Raw genomic sequence first — 17,845 nt, 5'->3', positions numbered from 1 at the left:
ACCCCTGCCAGATCCCCAATTCCCAGATATGAGGCGGCCCGCCCTGCATGCAGGTGAAGATGGAGGAGAGGGCGGCGCTGCCCACATTTACTGGACAGTCCGCGAACTTTCATGCCGAGGCCCTCGCCGCAGCCTGTGCAAGGTCACCCTAAATTCGTCCAGACCAGATGCAGAAATTCCGTCCTCACAGAATCGCCAGGAAGGGGCCTCCAGACTCTTCTGAAGGGTAAAGGACCATCTCCATCACCAGCCCGTCAGATCGTCTTTCAGGTCATCTGCCGCCAGTTGCGCGTAGCCCTTGCGGGTGGTGTCCACCGAGGCATGCCCCAGATGCGCGGCCACCCGCCCAAAGTCCTTGATCTGCCGCAGCAGGCGCGTCCCAGCGTACTTGCGCCCCGGATGGAAGCCCCGGAAAGTTGCACCCGCCTTCCTGAACGCCTTTTCAATGTGATAGCGCGCGGTCATGACGCTGGCGTAGCGGAAGACCCGTTCGGCGGGCGTGGTGCGTTTGCCGTCCATGTGTTCCGGGCCTCCAGGGGCGTACAGCGCGCGGTACTGGCGGCAGGCGCGGCCCAGGCTGCTGCTCATGGCCACAATGCGCCCCTTGCGCCCCTTGCCGGAACGCACGTTGATCCGGCGGGCCACCTCATCCAGATCCGCCCAGTCCAGCGCCAGCGCCTCGCTGATCCGCAGGCCCGCGTGGGCCGTCAGGAACAGGAGAAACCGGGCCTGCACGTCGGCGCAGTCAATCACGTCGGCCAGCTCATCTTCGGAATAGGGCGGGCGTTTGACGATGCCGGAAGTGGGGTCCCTGGGCACCCGCACGTCTTTAAAGGGATCAGCCTCGCAGGCCCCGGCCCAGCGCAGCGCACGGTACAGGCAACTGGCGGCGGCCACCTTCAGGCCCACCCCGGCGGGTTGGCGGCCCGCCGCCAGCATGGCGTTCACGTAGCCCTGCGCGTCGTGTCGTCCCGGACGCAGGACGCCCACCGCCTGATCAGCAGCGTATTCGGTGTACTGGCGCACGCCCAACGCATAAGCCTCCACGGTACGCGGACTGGTCAGCACGCCGCTGCCGCCGCCGTGGGCCAGATACGCGACGGTCAGCGACACCAGTTGCGGGGCGTCTTTTTCAGCGGCAGCACGCACGGCGCGGCGGCGCAACTCGTCGTCGTGCAGCCCGGTCCATTCGCGACTCCGGGAAAGAAGATCACCCCGGTAAACCTCCAGCGTCATGCAGGACAGTCCAGGCAGCGGATTTTTAGGGTGGAATCTGGCTGAAGTGGAGGCACCCAGACAGTCTAACGTTTTCTCTTACCTAAGAAGCATTAGGTAAGAGAAACAACAGATGTGATTATCAAACAGTTGAGATCGCTTCACCATGTTGGACAGTCCGGGTTAGCCGGCCAGAGACTGAAACTGTCCCTCACCCGATGTGGCGTTTTCAGGGTTTCAGTTTCAGCGGCCCCGCTTGACCTCGTACATGCGCCCGTCGGCCATAGCGAGCAGGGCGTCGCCAGAACCCTCGCTACTGCGGACCGTGCCGACGCTGGCTCCCTTCAACGGGGCCACCTGACGCACGGCCAGCACTGCCGCATTCACCGCCGAACGAATTTGAGTCTCCGGGGCGCGGCCCAGCACGACGAACTCGTCGCCGCCCACGCGGAAAACCTGCGCGCTGGTGTCCAGCGTGGTCTTCAGACTGCCCGCGAACATCTGAAGGACGCGGTCACCCAGGCCGTGCCCGTGCTGATCATTGATGGTCTTCAGGCCGTCCAGATCGATTCCAGCCAGCGTGAACGGCTGGGCCAGCCCTTCCAGCCGCGCCAGATCCTCGTCCAGCGCGCGGCGGTTCAGTGCGCCAGTCAGGGGATCGCGGCGAGCTTCCTGCCGGGCTAGCGTCACCGTCTGGCGGCGTTCCAGGGCGCTGCGGACACTGCGACCTGCCGCCTCCAGGAGCGCGCGGTCACTGCTGCGCCAGCGCGTGGCCTCGCTGCCCTCCAGGCGCACGGCCATCAGTAGCGGGGTGGTGGGGCCGTGCGTGCCCAGCGGAATCCAGGCGATCTGCTGAACCCCGGCGGCCACCAGAACCTTGAGCGCGTGGGGATGGGCCGGGTAGTTGTCCAGGTACAGGGGCTGCTGAAGACCGCGCAGAGCGTGTGTCAGTGACAGGGGCCAGTCGGAGAACTGACCGGGAAGATCGCGCGTCGTCTGCGGCACGCGGGGATGCTGGTGCGCCACCCGGACCCGCACTCCCCCGTCCTCGAAGACGATCAGGCCCGTGTAATCGGCGTCCAGCGCCTCGCCCAGCAGCGACGAGGCCGCCACGGTGGTTTCCTCGGGGGTCAGGTCCAGGCCCATCAGTTGGGTAATGCCTTCCAGCACCTGGGCCTGATCCAGCCCGCGTTGCAGGTCGACGTTACGCAGGGTCTGCGCCTGCAATTCACGGTTCAGGTAGACGGTGCGGGCGCGCAGTTCCAGTTCGCTGACCACCAGATCCGCCAGATCCTGCAAGGATTTGAGGTCATCCGCCGACAGCGGGTGTGGCTGGTCGTCGGTGACGCACAGCGTGCCGATACGGTGACCCGACGGCGTGGTCAGCGGCGTGCCCGCGTACATGTGAATATGCGGCGTGCCCGTGACCATCGGGTTGTGGGCAAAGCGGGGGTCGGCGTGGGCATTCTCGATCACCATCGGCCCCTCTTGCAGGATGGTCCAGGCACACACGGAATCGCGCCGCGCTGCTGTGGTGTTTCCCGGACCATAGGCAGATTTGTTCCACTGCCGGAACTGGTCCACGAAATTGATAAAGGCCACCGGAGTGCCCAGCAGGTGCGCCGCCAGCCGCGTGATCCGGTCAAAGGCTTCCTCCTGGGGGGTATCCAGAATCTCGTACTGGGCCAGTGCCAGCAGCCGCGCATATTCATCAGGTGGAAAAGGGGCGCCGGTCATGACTCCAATGTAGTTCAGCATTCACCACGTTTTTATGACAGGAAAGTGGGCTGGGTGCGGATTTTCTAATTTTCAAGCCGTTTCTGTGTTGAATTTCGCGCTTCGGGTCTGGACTGCGGGGCCGTTCAGGCGGACCCAGAGCCGTTACAGATCACTGGCGGCGGGCAGGGTCAGGAAAAAGGTGCTGCCCGCGCCCGGCTCGCTGTCCAGCCAGACCTCGCCGCCGTGCCGCTCGGCGATCTTGCGGGTGATCGACAGGCCGATGCCGTTGCCCTCGTACTCCTCGCGGCCATGCAGGCGCTGGAAGATGGTGAAGATGCGCCCGAAGAATTCCGCCTCTATCCCGATGCCGTTGTCCCTGACCGAGAAACGGACATTCGCGCCGTCCGGCACAGCCTCTACCCTAATGACAGAGGGACGCTGCGGATCACGGAACTTCAGGGCGTTGCCGATCAGGTTCTGAAAAACCTGCCGCAGTTGCGAGGCGTCGCCGCGCACGCGGGGCAGGTCCCCGACGCTGATGGCCGCTCCCGTCTGCTGGGTCCGCGCGTGCAGGTCCTGCACCACCTGGGCCAGCACGGTGTTCATGTCCACCTCTACCAGCGCCCCCGCCCCACTGGTCACGCGCGCGAAGGCCAGCAGGTCCTGCAACAACTGAGCCATGCGCCCGGTGCCTTCACTGATCTGGCGGACATAGACCTCGGCGCGGGGGTCGAGTTGACCGCTGTAGCGGGTAATCAGGAGCTGCGAGAAACTGGTGATGGTCCGCAGCGGCTCTTGCAGGTCATGGGACGCGACATACGCGAACTGTTCGAGTTCCTCGTTGCTGCGCCGCAGTTCCGCGTTGGCACGTTCGATGCGGCGCTGCGTTTCCAGACGCTCGGTCACGTCCAGCGACACACCCACCACCTCGGTCACCGCGCCGGAAGAATCCTTGACCGGGATAAACCAGCTTTCCAGTGACACGCCGCTGCTTTCAAAGTGCGTCAGATCATGGGCGATCTCGCCGTCCAGGGCCTGCGCCAGCCGCCGCCCCTCGCGCAGATCCGGCTCGCGGGCGAACAGCGCCGTGGCCAACTGGCCCACCGCCTGACCGGGCCGCAGCCCAAGCTGCTCCAGCAGGCGGCCTTCCGAGAGGGTGAAGACTCCCCGCGCGTCGGTGGCAAACAGCAGGATCGGGGCGTTCTCGGCGGCCACCTTCAGGTAATGCTGGGTCCGGTCCAGCGCCGCTGCCGCCGCCGAACGCTCCAGCGTCAGCGCAAGCCCGCGCGTCACCGCCCGCACGATGGCCCGCTCGCGCTCACTCCAGATGTGGGCCTGTGGGGTGCCCACCGCCAGCAGGCTGTGCAACTCGTTCCCGGTCAGCAGCGGCACCAGGGCCACCGCGCCGGACATCGGGGTGCCGGGCAGCGTGGAACCGGACAGACTGTTCGGCCCGGCATTCCAGCCGTCCGCAAAGACGGCGGCGCGACTACGGGTGGCCTCGGCAAAATCGGGCGCGTCCAGCGGCACTCCGCAGCGAATCTGCCGGGTCATCTCGTCTGACAGCTCCCCGGACCATGCCCGCGCCTTCCACAGTTGGCCGTCGAGTTCGTAGTACGCGGCGCTGACGTGTGGCAGGCTGGCGCGCAACACCTGAATGGCCTGCCGCGCCAGCGCCTGCACGTCGCGCTCGTCGCCCACCGCTTCCTGATAGGCCACGAAGGCGTCCAGGGCCGTGCGTTCTTCCTGAAGCGAGCGGGACTGCGCCTCCAATTCAGCGGTGCGCGCGGCCACCCGCGCCTCCAGTTCTTCACCCAGCCGCACCCGCCCCAGCGCGACAGCACACAGCGCGGCCAGCGTTCGCAGAAAGCCTTTCTCCTCCGGCGCGAAGGAATGCGGCTCTCGGAAGTCCACCATCAGGGTGCCGATTCCGCGCCCCTCCAGCACCAGCGGCAGCGCAGCGCTGGCCCCAGGTACATTTCCAGAGGGCACAGGTAAATTCACATCAGGCGCTGTCAGGTTCATCCGGCCCGCCAGTTCCGGGTAAGTCTGGACCAGCTCGGCGTGACGCCCGAAGTACAGCGCTTCCCGCCGAAGCAGGGCGTCCCCGGCAGGATCAGCGTGGTTCAGAGGTCCGCCCGTCCACACGGATCGGCGGCCTGTCTCCTCTCCCCCGGCAGGTCCGACGTCCAGATGTTCTCCCGATGGGCCGAGCAGCAGCAGGGTCCCGCTCGCGTCGGCCAGCGTTTCCCGCAGCGACACCAGCACGCTGCCCAGCACTTCCCCGGTGGTGGACGCTGCGGAGAGCTGCTCCGTGACGGCCTGCAAATGTTCGATCAGAAAAAGGGACGACGTGCTGGACGCCGTGACCGGATGAGCCATACCTTAAGATAGCTTAAAGGCATGGCAGGGTATTGAGAGAAAAAGTGCTTTCAGACGCGTTTTGTGGGAAGCCCGTCGAACTGTTCCCTTCTCATCAAGGCAGCAGGTGCTGACTGCTGACGCTGAACGGGTGGATGCGATTGACACCTTCCCGCTGCGCTTCTACGATGTCCCATGATCCCGCTCCGCATCAGTTCATCCCCGCCACTGTGTCTGGCTGGGGTCAGCCCGTGAACTCCCCCGCACTTCCGACAGGTGAACCCTTTCCAGCGCTACGCATCCAGCATCTGTGTTTCCCGGTGCAGGCGCTGGACGGCACGACGTTACAGATCGGCGCACGCCTTCAACTCCCTGTCCTAGATGGGCCTGGGCCTGCGGTGGTGATCGCCCACGGTTCCAACGGCATCGACTCACGCGGGCAGGCGCACGCGCTGGACCTGAACCGCGCAGGCATCGCCACGCTGGAAATCGATATGTGGGGCGCGCGGAATCTGGCGGGCGGCTCGGAAGGCAGGCCGACAGCGGCGTGGGAAACCCTGCCGGACATCTTCGGCGCGTTTGCTGTGCTGGCCGCGCATCCAGGGGTGGACGCCCGCCGGATCGGCATCGTCGGTTTCTCGTGGGGCGGCGTCATGAGCCTGCTCAGTGCTGGCCGCAACTCCCATGATCTCTATCTGGATGCAGGGCAGCAGTTCGCCGCACACGCCGCCTTCTATCCGGCCTGCTGGATCTACAACAACGTTCCCGGCTACGAATTTCGTGACCTGACCGGGGCCAGCATCTTGGTTCTGGTGGGCGAGCTGGACCGTTACGACGATCCCGGCGAATCGGGGCCAGAGCTGATCGCCCATCTGGACCCGGCGGACCGTGCCCACATTCAGACCGTCGTCTATCCCGGCGCGGAACACGGCTTCAACATGTTCGAGGCCCCATATACCTACCGTGACCCGATGTTGCACCGGGGCCAGGGCGGCGAGGGGCGGTCTGCTCCCCACCCGGAAGCGCGGGAGGCCGCCCGCCAGACACTCGTGCAGTTCTTTGAAAAGGCGCTGGCCGTGGAAATGGACTCGCCGTGAAGGAAACCCAATGTCTGTGAAGTTTGACTGGCCGGATCAAAATCTGGAGGTTGCCCACGTTTTCCCTCCCGGAACCCGTTATGGGCGCTGAGGCCCGCCTCCGGGAACTCGGACTGGTGCTGCCGCCAGCAGTGCGGCTGCCTGCCGGAGTGGTCCTGCCCTTTGCGATGGTGCGGGTGGTGGGCACGCGCGCCATCATTTCCGGCCACGGTCCGCAGGCCCCGGACGGCACACTGGCCGGGCCGCTGGGCAAGGTGGGTGAGGTGGGCAAGGTGGGCGGCGAAGTTTCGCCCGGTGCAGCCCACAGCAGCGCAAGACTGGTGGCCCTCTCGGTGCTGGGCAGCCTGCGCCGCGAGCTGGGCGATCTGGACCGGATCAGGGCCTGGGTGCGGGTTCACGGCATGGTCAACGCCGCGCCCGGCTTTACCGGATTGCCAGAGGTCATCAACGGTTTTTCTGCCCTGATCCTGGATGTGTTTGGCCCAGAGATCGGTCAGCACGCCCGCTCGGCAGTGGGACTGGCTGAACTGCCCTGGAATATTCCGGTGGAAGTAGAGGCCGAGGTGCTGATCCGCGACTGATACGGATTGCGGCTCACTCCGTTCGGGTTTCCCAGTTCTTCCATCACTGGTCAACCGGAATCCTTAAGACGCCTTCAATCTGCGATTTTCCAGCGGTAAACGCCCAGAAAGCTGGGGTTGCTGCTCGCTGGGTGAAAGGCGCGCTCGGCGTAGCGCAGCAGGCTCTGAACGGTCAATAACCGGACCTCTCCACCTTCTGCGGGGCTGGCTCCGGTGTGGTACACCACCTTGCCGTCTCCCAGGTACACCATGCTGTGATACGAGCGCTGGCCCGGACGGATGAAGATCAGCAGATCGCCGCGCCTGGCCTGTTGCATGTCGCGCGACACGCGGACCATCGAGTAGGTGGAGAGGTACTGGACGCCCGTGCGCCCCACCAGCTTCCCAGCCCCGATATCGCCCGACTGGTACGCCCCGCCCGCCACCCGGAACACCGAGCGACTGATGACGGGCAGCGGGTAACTGAACGCCTGCACCGGGCCGAGTTTCGGGCGTGGCAAATACCTGAATTTGGCGAACCACGCCGCGTCGTGCGGCATCAGCGCGTTGGTAAAGGCGTAGCGCAGCAGGCCGCCGCAATCGCGGTCCTCGGGCTTCCAGTCGGCGTTCATGCCGTAGTACTGGCTCTCGGCGACGGCGGCGAACCAGTCGGCAAAATTGGCGCGGTCCTGCCCCACCAGTTCGGCAGCGTCGGGGTAGCCGTCGCGGTCCCGGTCTGCGGCACTGGGCGGGCCAGGTGCCGCAGCCGTCTGCGTGAGTCCACCGCCCAGCGCGAAACAGGCCAGCAAGCAGAGGCCAGACATGAAGTGACGCCGCGTCATGCCCCGAGTATCTTCCGGGAGTCGGCGCAGCGGGTGAGGGACGGGGTTCCATATGGATTCCAATGGGAAGCTGCTGGAAATGCCTGAAATTCCAGATGGGCGTCCAGGCCTCCTCTGTTCAAGTTGTCCCATACGGATTCCGTATCAGCTACCTTCTCCCGCTGGCCGCGAGAGCTTTCCGGCGATCACTGCGTGCCGCGCCCCCGTCGTGTGCGGCAATGTATTTCGCCAGCCCTGATACGCGTAATACCCCAGGATGGCGAAGGCCGCCGCCTCCCGCGCGCTGGAATTCCAGCCGCGTTCCTCGAAGGTCAGGACGGGGATGGGTGCCAGGGCCGCCTTGAGCTGCGCCATGAACGTGGGATTGTACGCGCCGCCGCCCGCCACCACGATCTCGTCCAGGCCATGCGGCAGCACAAACCGTTGATAGGCGTCCACCACCGTCTGCGCGCTGAAGGCGGTCACGGTGGCCGCAATATCCCCCGCATTCAATTCAAAGACACCGGGCAGGCGTTGCAGGTTCCAGCGCTCACGCCCGGTGGATTTGGGTGGTGGGGCGGCCAGATAGGCGTCCTGCCGCCATATTTCCACCAGACTGTCAGCCACATAACCACTTGCGCCCAGGTGTCCGCCCTCGTCGTATCTCTTCCCAAACAACTCGGCGGCCTCGTCGATCAGGGCATTGGCGGGGCCAGTATCGAAAGCGATTACGCCAGCCTCATCCAGTCCCGGCAGATAGGTCAGGTTGCTGATGCCACCCAGATTGTGAATGGCACGCCGCACGCCAGCCTCGGCGTACATCAACCGGTCTGCAAAGGGCACCAGCGGCGCACCCTGACCCCCGGCCACCATGTCGGGCGGGCGAAAATCGGACACCACGGGCTTCCCGGTGCGCTCCACGACCACCGACGCCTCGCCGATCTGGAGGGTGGAGCGGGTGTGCCAGCCACGCGTTTCATCCGGCGCGGGAATGTGGTGGACGGTCTGTCCGTGGCTGGCGATCAGATCGGCGTCTGCTGAAAGTTCGGCGGCGGCATCGGCCAGCGCCTCGCCCAGCCAGAAACTCAACTGGGTGATTTCGCTGGTCTTTGCCTCGTCGCGGCTGGCGGACAGCAGCGCGGCACGGAGGTCATCGGCGAACGGGGTGAAGCGGTGTTCTAGCACAGTGGCGCGCGGGGTGGGGCCAGTCAATTCGGGAGGGCGTCCACCCGCACCCAGCGCAGGCCAGCCTGCAAGCTCGATCAGCACCGCGTCGATGCCGTCCATGCTGGTGCCCGTCATCAGGCCCAGGATGCGGGGCGCGCGGGTCACGGGTGACCACCCGCCCGTGAGAATCTCCGTTCCAATTGAAGTTCGGGGCGTTCTGACTCAATCATTGCGCCCACACCGTACCATCCGCCCTCTGGTCGGACCACGGCCCGTTCAGTCTGAATTGCCAGGAAACAACCTCTGCGCCGTGTGCCACACAGACAGGGCCACCAAAATCCTCTATAATTACGGTATGAGCGAAACGACTACCCGCCAATCCGCCACCCGCCAATCGGGAAGCCGCCGCAAGGACACGCCTGCCCCAGCGCCCGGCGACGCAGTGCCCGGCAACGCGGTGCCCAGCGACGCCACCGGTTTTCAGCGGCTGCTGACCACCGCGCAGATCGACGCCGATGTGAAGGGGATCGTGGCGGACCCGGCCACTGCCGACGCCCAGCTCACGGCCTTGCTGCGTGGGGCGCTGGACCGCTGGGGCTACAGCCTGCATCATCTGGAACACCGCGCGGCGCTGACCGACACGGGCGAGATTCAACTGTTCGCGGGCAAGACACTGGTGGGCCGCACCGGAGAGGATGCCGAACATCTGGCCCGCAGCTACGCCAGCCTGGGCGCTCCCAACGCCGACGGCCTGAGCGACTGGAGCGTGCTGGGCGAGGGCTGGCGCACGACCATCAAGAGTGCGGCGCAACTGCGCGTGCTGATCGAGGACGCCCGTGATTTCGAGACGATGTGGACCCCGGAGCGCGGCCTGTTTCTGCGCATCTGGCGGCGCACCGAGGGCGGCCAGGAGGTCACGGCCACCGAGTACGCCCAGCCCGTCAACGCGACGCAGTTGCTGGGCGACGCCGCCTGGGACGCCATCCAGGGCATCAAGGACCGTGCCCTGCAACGCGAACTGATGGAGCGCAGCGCCAAGGGTGGTCTGCTGCAAGCCTTCCTGAGTGCGCGCCACAAGGACGCCGAGCGCAACCTCGGCAGCCTGCCGGAAACGCACTTCACCGTTCAGAGCAGCGTGACGCGCCTGACCGGGGAAGATGCCCGTGATTTCGCGGCAGTCCGCGCCGCCCAGAAAACCACCGCTGATGAGCTGAAGGCCATGCAGGAACGCGCGGTCAAGGGCATGGTCGAGCTGCTGCGGAGTGATCTGCGCTGACCACAGCCCGTTCTCCTGGCCGTTCTCGCTGAAAACTCAGCGGTACTGCTGGGACTTCGGACAGGAGGAGGGTGGGTTACGGACGTGGAGCCTCAGCCCTGCCCGGTCAGGAAGCCCCGCACCTCGCCCAGTCCCCCGGTGTTCAGCAGCACCTTTCCGCTGGCCCGGTGGATCAGCGCCGGGGTGCTGCGGACGCCGCTGCTCGCGGTCAGGGCGGCGAATGCCTCGGCGTGCTGCTGGCGGTGGACCACCTCGATCTGAGCGTCAAACTGGCCCTTAAGCGGCTGTGCCAGCATCAGTTTCAGGCGCTCGCAGTTGGGGCAGTCGTCCTGGGTCAGCATTACAAACGGCGCAGGATGAACCTCAGAATCAGTCATGGCTGACCCGCACAGTCGGCTGAAGATCGGGGCGGCTCAAATCAGGAAAATGGCCGGACCACAGCGCGTCAATGTCCGCGTCGGTGATCGCCTCGGTGGTCATCTTGCTGTAGCTGCTGCCCTTGGCGCTGAAAAAATCGTGGGTGGTGCCGCGCCCCTGAATGCCATTCTGGACCACGGGGTTGATCTCCTCGTCGGGGAAGGTACGCTCCAGGTCCAGATTGTCGGCCAGCACGTTGAAGTTGAAGCGGATGAAACGCTTGACATCCCCGGCCAGCCCCAGGTCTGCATACAGGACTTCGGTGTAGGCCAGCTCGTTTTTATAGAGCGTTTGCAGCGTCTCGGCGTACCACGCCCGCGCATATGCCTGCTCGGCTGCCGACATCAGGTTGAACTGCTCCTGGGCCAGCAACGCCACGTACACGCCGTGCAATGCCTCATCCAGAATAATCAGGTTGAAAATCTCGCCTGCCGAAACCATGCGGCCCTGCCCCGCCAGATACAGCGGATAGAAGAACCCACTGTAAAACAGCGACGTTTCCAGCATGCACGACACCACCATCTTCTTCCACAGGCCCAGCGTGGACACGTCGGGATCGTGGAAAATGCCCTGGATAAAGGCGATCTTAAATTGTAGGTGGGGCTGGGTCCGCACCCATTCAAAGACCTCGCGTTCCTCGGTGGTGGTGAGGAAGGTCTTGTTCATCATGCTGTAGCTGCGGGCATGGATATCTTCCATCATGCCCTGAAATTGCAGCGTCGCTTTGCGGATGTGTCCGTACACCAGACCACGCAGGGCAGGCATTCCCACCTCGCCCTGCAAGGTATCCAGCGCGTTCAGACCTGCCGAGGCGTGGATGTAGGTCCAGCGTTCGGCGTCACTCAGGGTCTTCCAGACCAGTGCGTCGTTGCTCAGTGGGATTTCTTCGGGAAACCACAACTGAGAGGTGTATTTCTCGTAGAAGGTGGCCGAGAAGCTGTCCTCGGGATCGGACCAGTTGGTGGCGGAAAAGGGTTGGGATGACATAGAAACTCCTCAGACCACGCAGCTCAGGCACTCTTGCAGGCTGGACTTGCGCAGGCGCGTGTAGTACAGGGTTTTGATGCCCAGGCGGTAGGCATACAGGTAATACGCCTGCAGGGTGCGGGTGGTGGCGCTGGCAGGGATGAACAGCGTGCAGGAAATGCCCTGATCTACATGGCGTTGCGCGGCGGCCACGGTGTCCAGCACGCGGCGCTGGTCCATGTCGTAAGCTTCCTCGTAGTACCACTCGGTCTCGGCGCTCAGGTGCGGCATGGGGTAGATGGTCCGCGCCTTGTTGCTGGTGCGCGTCTCCACCTTTTCGGTGATCGGCATGATGCTGGCGCTGGCGTGAGACACGTAGCTGATGCTCCCGGTGGGGGCGACGGCCATCACGAAGGAGTGGGCCAGACCGTGCTGCTTGATATCGGCCACAAGCTGCTCCCAGTCGGCGCGGGTGGGCAGGGCGTGACCGTCAAAAAGGGCCGCGACTTCGGGCATTTTTGGCGCAAAGTCCCGGTCCAGATACTGCGCGAAGTGTTCGCCAGACTGGTAACGGCTGCCCTGGAAGCCCCCGAAGACGAAGCCCGTGTCCCGCGCGATTTCCATACTCGCTTTGCGGGCGTGGTAATGCACGGCGGCGAAGAACACGTCCACAAATTCCAGCGCCTCGGGAGAGCCGTAAATCAGCTCCTTGCCCGCCAGGAAGGAATGCAGGCCCATCGCGCCCAGACCGATAGAGCGCATTTCCTCGTTGGCGCGGCGCACGGCGGGAACCTCGGTGATGTGGGTGGACTGCGCGACGTTGTCCAGCATCCGCACGGCAGCGCCCACCACGCGGCCAAGATCGCGGCTGCCCATCGTCTGCTCAATCACCAGCGACGCCAGATTGCACGACACGTCCAGCCCGATGCGGTCCTTACTTTCCTGCCCGTAGGCGTGGAAATAACTGGGCGTGGTGGGTTGCAGGATCTCGGAGCAGAGGTTGCTCATCTTGATGGTGCCGACGTTGGGAATCGGGTTGGCGCGGTTGGCGTGGCCCTCAAACAGCAGGTAGGGGTAGCCGCTCTCCCCTTGCGTGACAGCAATTTCTTCCAGAATCCGGCGGGCCGAGACGCGCTTCTTGCGGATGCGTGGGTTGTCGGCCAGCGCGTCGTATTCCGCTGTCCAGTCAATGTCGGTGAACTCGCGCCCGGTTTCCTGCCACAGCGAATGGGGGAAGAACTGGTAAATGTCCTCGCCCGCACGCACCTTTTCAATAAAGATGTCGGGAATGGTGGCCCCCACGCTGAGGGTCTTCAGTCTGGCGTCCTCGTCGGTGGCGATTTTCTTGGCCCCCAGGGTGTCCAGAAAGTCGGCGTGCATCACGCTCAGGTAAATGGCCCCCGCACCGGGGCGCTGTCCGGCCTGATCGGCGTACCTGAGCATGTTGTCCAGCATCTTGGCAACCCCCATCACGCCCTTGGTGACGTTCTGGATGCCGCGCAGGCTCTCACCCCGCGCCCGCAGGTTGCTGACCTCCACGCCTATCCCGCCGCCACCCTTGCTCAGTTCGGCCACGAAAGAAAGAGTTTTGGTAATGGAATCCAGATTGTCGGTGCAGTCCTGCAAAAGGAAACAGGAAACCAGACGGCCCGTATTCGCCTTGCCGGAATTCATCAGCGTGGGCGTGGCGGGGGTGAAGGTCTGGTTGACCAGATGATGCACCAGCTCCAGCGCCTCCTCAACCGTTTCCGAGCGCGACAGGGCGGTGATGCTCAGGCGGTCCTCGTAGCGCTCCAGCCAGCGGGTGCGGTCCGGGGTCATGGTGGCGTACTCGTTGTAGAACTTGTACGCGCCCATGAAGGACTGGAAGCGAAATTTATAGCTGTAGGCGCGTTCAAAGACGGACTGCACCTCGTCTGGCGTGTAGCGCTCAAAAAGCCCCGCGTCCCAGACGCCCTGCTCGGTCAGGTAACGCACCTTCTCGCGCAGGTTGTGGAAGAAGACCGTGTTGGGGTTGACCTTCTCCTGAAAGTACGCCTGAAGGGCTTCCAGATCGTGTTGTGGCTGCACCAGCGTTCCAGCCAGCACCTTGTTGTTCAGTTCAATCCAGCGTTCCATACTTCTCCCTTAAATTAAACACTGCGCTCCTCCAGCCACGCCAGCACGCGCACACGGTCTGCGGCGGTGCCGCCCTTGTTGATCTTGGCGACGATGGGGACGGCGTAGCGCGCCGCGATCACGTCCGCCGCCCGCGCAAAATTCTGGCCCCAGTGGTACGAGCCGCTGGAGACCACGCCGCGCAGCAGGTGGCCGTGCTGATCCAGAAAATGGCGCGTGCTATCCGGCACCTGCCCCGTGCCAAAGGTGTAGGTCAGCAGCAGGTATTCGCGGCTGGGAGAATGTGAGCGCACGTCCACCGCTTCTGCGCCCAGGTGCCCGGCCAGTTCCCGCGCCAGCCGCCGCACGTTGCCGGTTAACGAGTCGTAGGCCAGCAGCATCAGCCTTCCAGCCGAGGGCCATCACCATTCAGGTTAGGAACCGGCGTGGGCTGACCGTCGTCGCCAATCGCCACCAGCACGAAGGTTCCGGTGCAGCCCAGCTCGCGCTGATCGCTGTACATCTGCTCAATGAACAGTTCCACCAGCACGGTCATGCTGCTGCGCCCCGTTTTGATGACGCGGGCGACGAGTTCAACCAGACTGCCCTGCGGAATGGGCCGCGAAAATTCCATCGCGTCCAGATGCCGCGTGACCACCTTGCGGCGGCAGTAGCGCGTGGCGGCGATAAAGGCGGCGCTGTCCATGAACGACAGGGCCTCGCCGCCGAACAGCGTGCCGTGGTGGTTGGTGTCGCCGGGAAAGACCACATGCGTGACGCGGGTCTCGGCAGTGTGAGGACGAGGCGGAAGGTTCGCAACATCCAGCGCGGGAGAGTGGGTCATAAAACCTCGGCAAAAAGACAGGACAGGGCCACCCGTGCGGCGGAACTCAGCGCGGGTTCAATAGGTGGAAACAAAAAAAGACGTATTCGCGCAGCCCTTCGTGGGGCGGCAAATACGGCAATAAGACAACTAGTTCGGCACGGTGGTTATCCTTGGCCCCTGACGCGGGAGCAGACACGAGAATGGGACTCCGCGAGGCGAGCGTTCGGACTGGGTACCGTAGCGCGACTGTGCCGGACTGAAGCCCCCTTTGTGGGGGGGCGTGACCGGACTTCCCTCGGTTCCTGCGGAGGCTGCTCGTGGGGAGCAGCGTCGTCACTGTACTCCATCTGGTACTGGATCTGGTACTGGCGTGGGGCCGCGATGCTGTATCTGGACGGGACCGATCCGGCTCCTGTCTCAACCAGGGCCGATATCCAGGCAGTTCAGCACGGCCAGTGGATGGTGACGCAGGTATCCGGCCAGGGCAGGCAATCCTGCGGTCCTCCAGCAATAGAAGACCGTATCGCGCCGATGATGGCTCCGATTTTCAATACTTCAGTGTTGCCGCCAGATGTTCCCGGCTGCCCTCGCCTCCTGGGCCATACGGATTCCGTCTCCAACGCGGCAGAGATCGGAACAGTGCCCATGCCTGGCACAGTTCAAAGAGAGGATGCCTGGACGCCCGTTCGGATTTCTTTGATGCTTCCGACACCTCTCAAGCGATGTTTGTTTCAGTCCGCCGCAGCCTCACGCCCCAGCGAAGCCATGTCGATCACGAAGCGGTATTTCACGTCGTTGCGGACCATCCGGTCATAGGCGGCGTTGATATCCTGCATGTCGATCAGCTCGATATCGGCCACGATGCCGTGTTCGGCGCAGAAGTCGAGCATCTCCTGGGTCTCGGCGAGTCCGCCGATGTTGCTGCCTGAGACGCTGCGGCGGTGCGAGATCAGCAGGCCGCCGTGGACGCCTACCGGATCGATAGCTCCGACGATGACCAGTTGCCCGCCGAGCTTGAGGGTCTTGAGATACGGCGCGAGATCGTGGCTGGTCGGCACCGTACTCAGGATGAAGTCGAAGCTGGCACGCGCCGCCTTCATGGCTTCAGGGTCGCTGCTGATGATCACGTGGTGGGCACCCAGCCGCACGGCGTCGTCGGCCTTGCTCTGGGAAGTCGTGAAGAGTGTGACCTCGGCCCCCAGCGCGGCGGCCAGTTTGATGCCCATGTGTCCCAGGCCGCCCAACCCCACGATGGCGACGCGGTGGCCCGGACCGATCTTCCAGTGCCTGAGCGGCGAATACATGGTGATGCCCGCGCACAGCAGCGGGGCTACCGCCTTGAGGTCCAGCGACTCCGGGACACGGAGGACGAATTCCTCGCGCACCACGATAGAACTCGAATATCCGCCGAAGGTCAGATTGCCGCTGTCCCGCTCACGGGAGTTGTAGGTGGTGGTGTGCCCGTTCTCGCAGTACTGCTCCAGGCCCTCGGCGCAGCTCGGACAGTCCTGGCAACTGTCGATCAGCACCCCCACCCCGGCCAGGTCGCCCGGCTTGAAGCCCTGGACCTGCCCGCCCACCGCCGTGACGCGGCCCACGATCTCATGGCCGGGCACCATCGGGTACAGGCCCGGCCCCCACTCGCTACGGGCCTGATGAATGTCCGAGTGACAGACTCCACTGAACAGGATCTCGATTTGAACGTCGTCTGGGCGCAGGTCACGCCGCTCAATCTGAAAGGGGGCGAGGGGGGTGGTGGCGTTCTGGGCGGCGTAAGCATTGACAGTGGGCATGGGGAGAACTCCTGGTAAAACGGATGGGCGCAGGCGGTGTGGGTGCAGACGGTAAGGGTACAGGGCGGACGGAAAGACCAGGCACACACCATACTGTGGGTTTGCACCGCCGTTCTGAGGCGAATGGCGAGGCGAGCTGCGCGCGTACTTCAGTCTCTAGGTTCATTCATTGAGCGCTTTGACACCCGGAAGTGCGTGTCCACAATGAACAGTGCCGGACAGATCAGTACGACGGTGTCAAAACCCCTCTGTCCGGGTCAGCCACGGCCCCCAGCGATCTGGGCAGCCTCGGGCAGACGCGCAAGTCGGCGCATGGCCACAGCCCCAAGGAGCGGCCCTACCGCAAGCACCATGAAGGCGAGTGCCCAGCCGCTGCTGCGGACCAGGAGCGGAACCAGCGCAATGCTTCCGGCTGTCAGGGTAAAGCCCAGTGCCAGTTGCATAGTCAACGCCGTGCCCACGTAAGCAGGGTCGGCGATTTCGCTCACGATGGTTGAAAACTGGGCGGAGTCGGCAATGATCCAGAACCCCCACAGCAGACTCAGAACCAGCACCACAGCCGGAGATCCGTTCATCAGCACGGCGAGGGCCAGCGTCAGGGCACAGCCGCCAGACAGGAACATGGCCAGCGCCGTGAGGCGTGTCCGGCCCCAGCGGTCTCCCAGCACCCCACCGACATAACAGCCGATTGCCCCCACACCAACCACTGCAAAGGTGGCATAGGCTGCTCCCTGACCCGGATCAGGCAGGTTGCGCTCCGAGAGCAGCCGGGTAAAGAACACGGCGAACCAGGCCCACATGGCGTACAGCTCCCACATATGTCCCAGATATCCCAGGGTGGTGAGGCCCATGGCACGCCCGGTCAGGATGCGCCAGGCCTGAGCGGGACGTAAAACGGCAGGCGGATACTGATGAGGACCGTTCCTGACCTGCATGGCCATCAGACCGCCCAGCGCAGCCAGCAGACTGGTGACGGCAATCACCGCCTGCCAGTTGGCTCCACCCAGGCCGTTGACCAGATGCGGCAGTGCAGCAGCGAGAGTCAGGGCACCAACCATGATGCCCAGCGCCACACCGCGCCCTGTGCGGAACCAGGTGGCCATGGCCTTGAGCGCCGGGGGGTACACCAGTGCCAGGGCCGCTCCCGTCAGGGCGCGCAGGAAAATGGCCTGGGCTGGGCCGTGCGCCAGCAGCATGCCCAGATTGGCCCCTGCCGCCAGAAGTGCCCCGATCAGAATCAGATGCCGGGGCGAGACCCGGTCAGGGAGGTTGAGAACCGCGCTGAGGACCGCACCCAGAACGAAACCCAACTGGACGGCCAGCGTCAGCCACGCGGCGTCGGTCTCGCTGAGCGTCCAGACGACGCGCAGTTGAGGAAGCACGGCGGCGGCCGAAAACCACGGTGCCATGGCGAACACCACCGCGCCTGCCAGCCACGTAAGGGCTGTCCAGGGGCGAGGTGAGGCGTTTGGGGCGGCGGCATCTGGCATGCCGCGCATCATAGACAACCCGCCGTGCTGGAGAGGTCAG

15 protein-coding genes are annotated in these 17,845 nt (G+C 64.4%); 3 read left to right on the top strand and 12 right to left on the bottom strand.

The genetic code is table 11. From position 1 onward, the window contains the following. Positions 1 to 243: 243 nt before the first annotated feature. The 3 genes from BOO71_RS13580 to BOO71_RS13570 form a co-directional block, all read right to left on the bottom strand. Positions 244 to 1,236 carry a tyrosine-type recombinase/integrase gene (locus tag BOO71_RS13580; protein ID WP_075833238.1) on the bottom strand — a complete coding sequence of 331 codons (993 nt, stop codon included), beginning with the start codon at positions 1,234 to 1,236 and terminating at the stop codon, positions 244 to 246. 222 nt (positions 1,237 to 1,458) lie between these two features. Continuing rightward, positions 1,459 to 2,952 (bottom strand): sensor domain-containing diguanylate cyclase, encoded by a 1,494-nt coding sequence (locus BOO71_RS13575; protein ID WP_075833236.1) that lies wholly within the window; start codon positions 2,950 to 2,952, stop codon positions 1,459 to 1,461. Positions 2,953 to 3,096: 144 nt separating this feature from the next. After that, positions 3,097 to 5,316 carry an ATP-binding protein gene (locus BOO71_RS13570; protein ID WP_075833233.1) on the bottom strand — a complete coding sequence of 740 codons (2,220 nt, stop codon included), beginning with the start codon at positions 5,314 to 5,316 and terminating at the stop codon, positions 3,097 to 3,099. A 230-nt stretch (positions 5,317 to 5,546) separates the two neighbouring features. Between BOO71_RS13570 and BOO71_RS13565 the strand changes: the two genes are divergently transcribed. Together BOO71_RS13565 and BOO71_RS13560 are read left to right on the top strand one after the other, a co-directional pair. Continuing rightward, entirely contained in the window at positions 5,547 to 6,392 is an 846-nt protein-coding gene (locus BOO71_RS13565; protein ID WP_175607446.1) for a dienelactone hydrolase family protein, read from the top strand. 50 nt (positions 6,393 to 6,442) lie between these two features. After that, the gene (locus tag BOO71_RS13560) at positions 6,443 to 6,973 is read left to right on the top strand and encodes a RidA family protein (RefSeq protein WP_254843156.1); all 531 of its coding nucleotides are present in this window, start codon (positions 6,443 to 6,445) and stop codon (positions 6,971 to 6,973) included. A gap of 74 nt (positions 6,974 to 7,047) precedes the next feature. Here BOO71_RS13560 and BOO71_RS13555 read toward each other — a convergent pair whose 3' ends face one another. Both BOO71_RS13555 and BOO71_RS13550 read right to left on the bottom strand, forming a co-directional pair. After that, entirely contained in the window at positions 7,048 to 7,776 is a 729-nt protein-coding gene (locus BOO71_RS13555; protein ID WP_175607445.1) for a DUF1175 family protein, read from the bottom strand. 162 nt (positions 7,777 to 7,938) lie between these two features. Next, positions 7,939 to 9,105 carry an anhydro-N-acetylmuramic acid kinase gene (locus BOO71_RS13550; protein WP_254843155.1) on the bottom strand — a complete coding sequence of 389 codons (1,167 nt, stop codon included), beginning with the start codon at positions 9,103 to 9,105 and terminating at the stop codon, positions 7,939 to 7,941. Positions 9,106 to 9,295: 190 nt separating this feature from the next. On the opposite strand from BOO71_RS13550, the gene BOO71_RS13545 reads away from it, so the two are divergent. Continuing rightward, positions 9,296 to 10,216, top strand: coding sequence for a hypothetical protein (locus tag BOO71_RS13545; RefSeq protein ID WP_083653416.1), 921 nt, complete (start codon positions 9,296 to 9,298; stop codon positions 10,214 to 10,216). A gap of 92 nt (positions 10,217 to 10,308) precedes the next feature. On the opposite strand, the gene BOO71_RS13540 is transcribed toward BOO71_RS13545, so the two are convergent. The 7 genes from BOO71_RS13540 to BOO71_RS13510 form a co-directional block, all read right to left on the bottom strand. Further along, the gene (locus BOO71_RS13540) at positions 10,309 to 10,593 is read right to left on the bottom strand and encodes a glutaredoxin family protein (protein ID WP_075833225.1); all 285 of its coding nucleotides are present in this window, start codon (positions 10,591 to 10,593) and stop codon (positions 10,309 to 10,311) included. After that, a complete protein-coding gene (locus BOO71_RS13535) occupies positions 10,586 to 11,620 on the bottom strand; it encodes a ribonucleotide-diphosphate reductase subunit beta (protein ID WP_075833223.1) in 1,035 nt (344 codons plus the stop codon). Before BOO71_RS13535 ends, BOO71_RS13540 begins: the two co-directional genes overlap by 8 nt. A gap of 9 nt (positions 11,621 to 11,629) precedes the next feature. Continuing rightward, entirely contained in the window at positions 11,630 to 13,717 is a 2,088-nt protein-coding gene (nrdE, locus tag BOO71_RS13530; protein WP_075833221.1) for a class 1b ribonucleoside-diphosphate reductase subunit alpha, read from the bottom strand. 14 nt (positions 13,718 to 13,731) lie between these two features. Then, a complete protein-coding gene (gene nrdI / locus BOO71_RS13525) occupies positions 13,732 to 14,097 on the bottom strand; it encodes a class Ib ribonucleoside-diphosphate reductase assembly flavoprotein NrdI (protein ID WP_075833219.1) in 366 nt (121 codons plus the stop codon). Continuing rightward, positions 14,097 to 14,540 (bottom strand): acyl-CoA thioesterase, encoded by a 444-nt coding sequence (locus BOO71_RS13520; RefSeq protein WP_075833217.1) that lies wholly within the window; start codon positions 14,538 to 14,540, stop codon positions 14,097 to 14,099. Before BOO71_RS13520 ends, nrdI begins: the two co-directional genes overlap by 1 nt. 713 nt (positions 14,541 to 15,253) lie before the next feature. Beyond that, on the bottom strand, positions 15,254 to 16,315 hold the full coding sequence (locus tag BOO71_RS13515; protein WP_075833215.1) for an NAD(P)-dependent alcohol dehydrogenase: 1,062 nt from the start codon (positions 16,313 to 16,315) through the stop codon (positions 15,254 to 15,256). Between the two features lie 257 nt (positions 16,316 to 16,572). Continuing rightward, a complete protein-coding gene (locus BOO71_RS13510) occupies positions 16,573 to 17,805 on the bottom strand; it encodes an MFS transporter (RefSeq protein WP_217694895.1) in 1,233 nt (410 codons plus the stop codon). Between the last annotated feature and the right edge of the window lie 40 nt (positions 17,806 to 17,845).

Source organism: Deinococcus marmoris, assembly GCF_001949125.1.
GTDB classification, from domain to species: Bacteria; Deinococcota; Deinococci; order Deinococcales; family Deinococcaceae; genus Deinococcus; species Deinococcus marmoris_A.
This window is presented reverse-complemented; position numbering and strand designations above follow the sequence as displayed.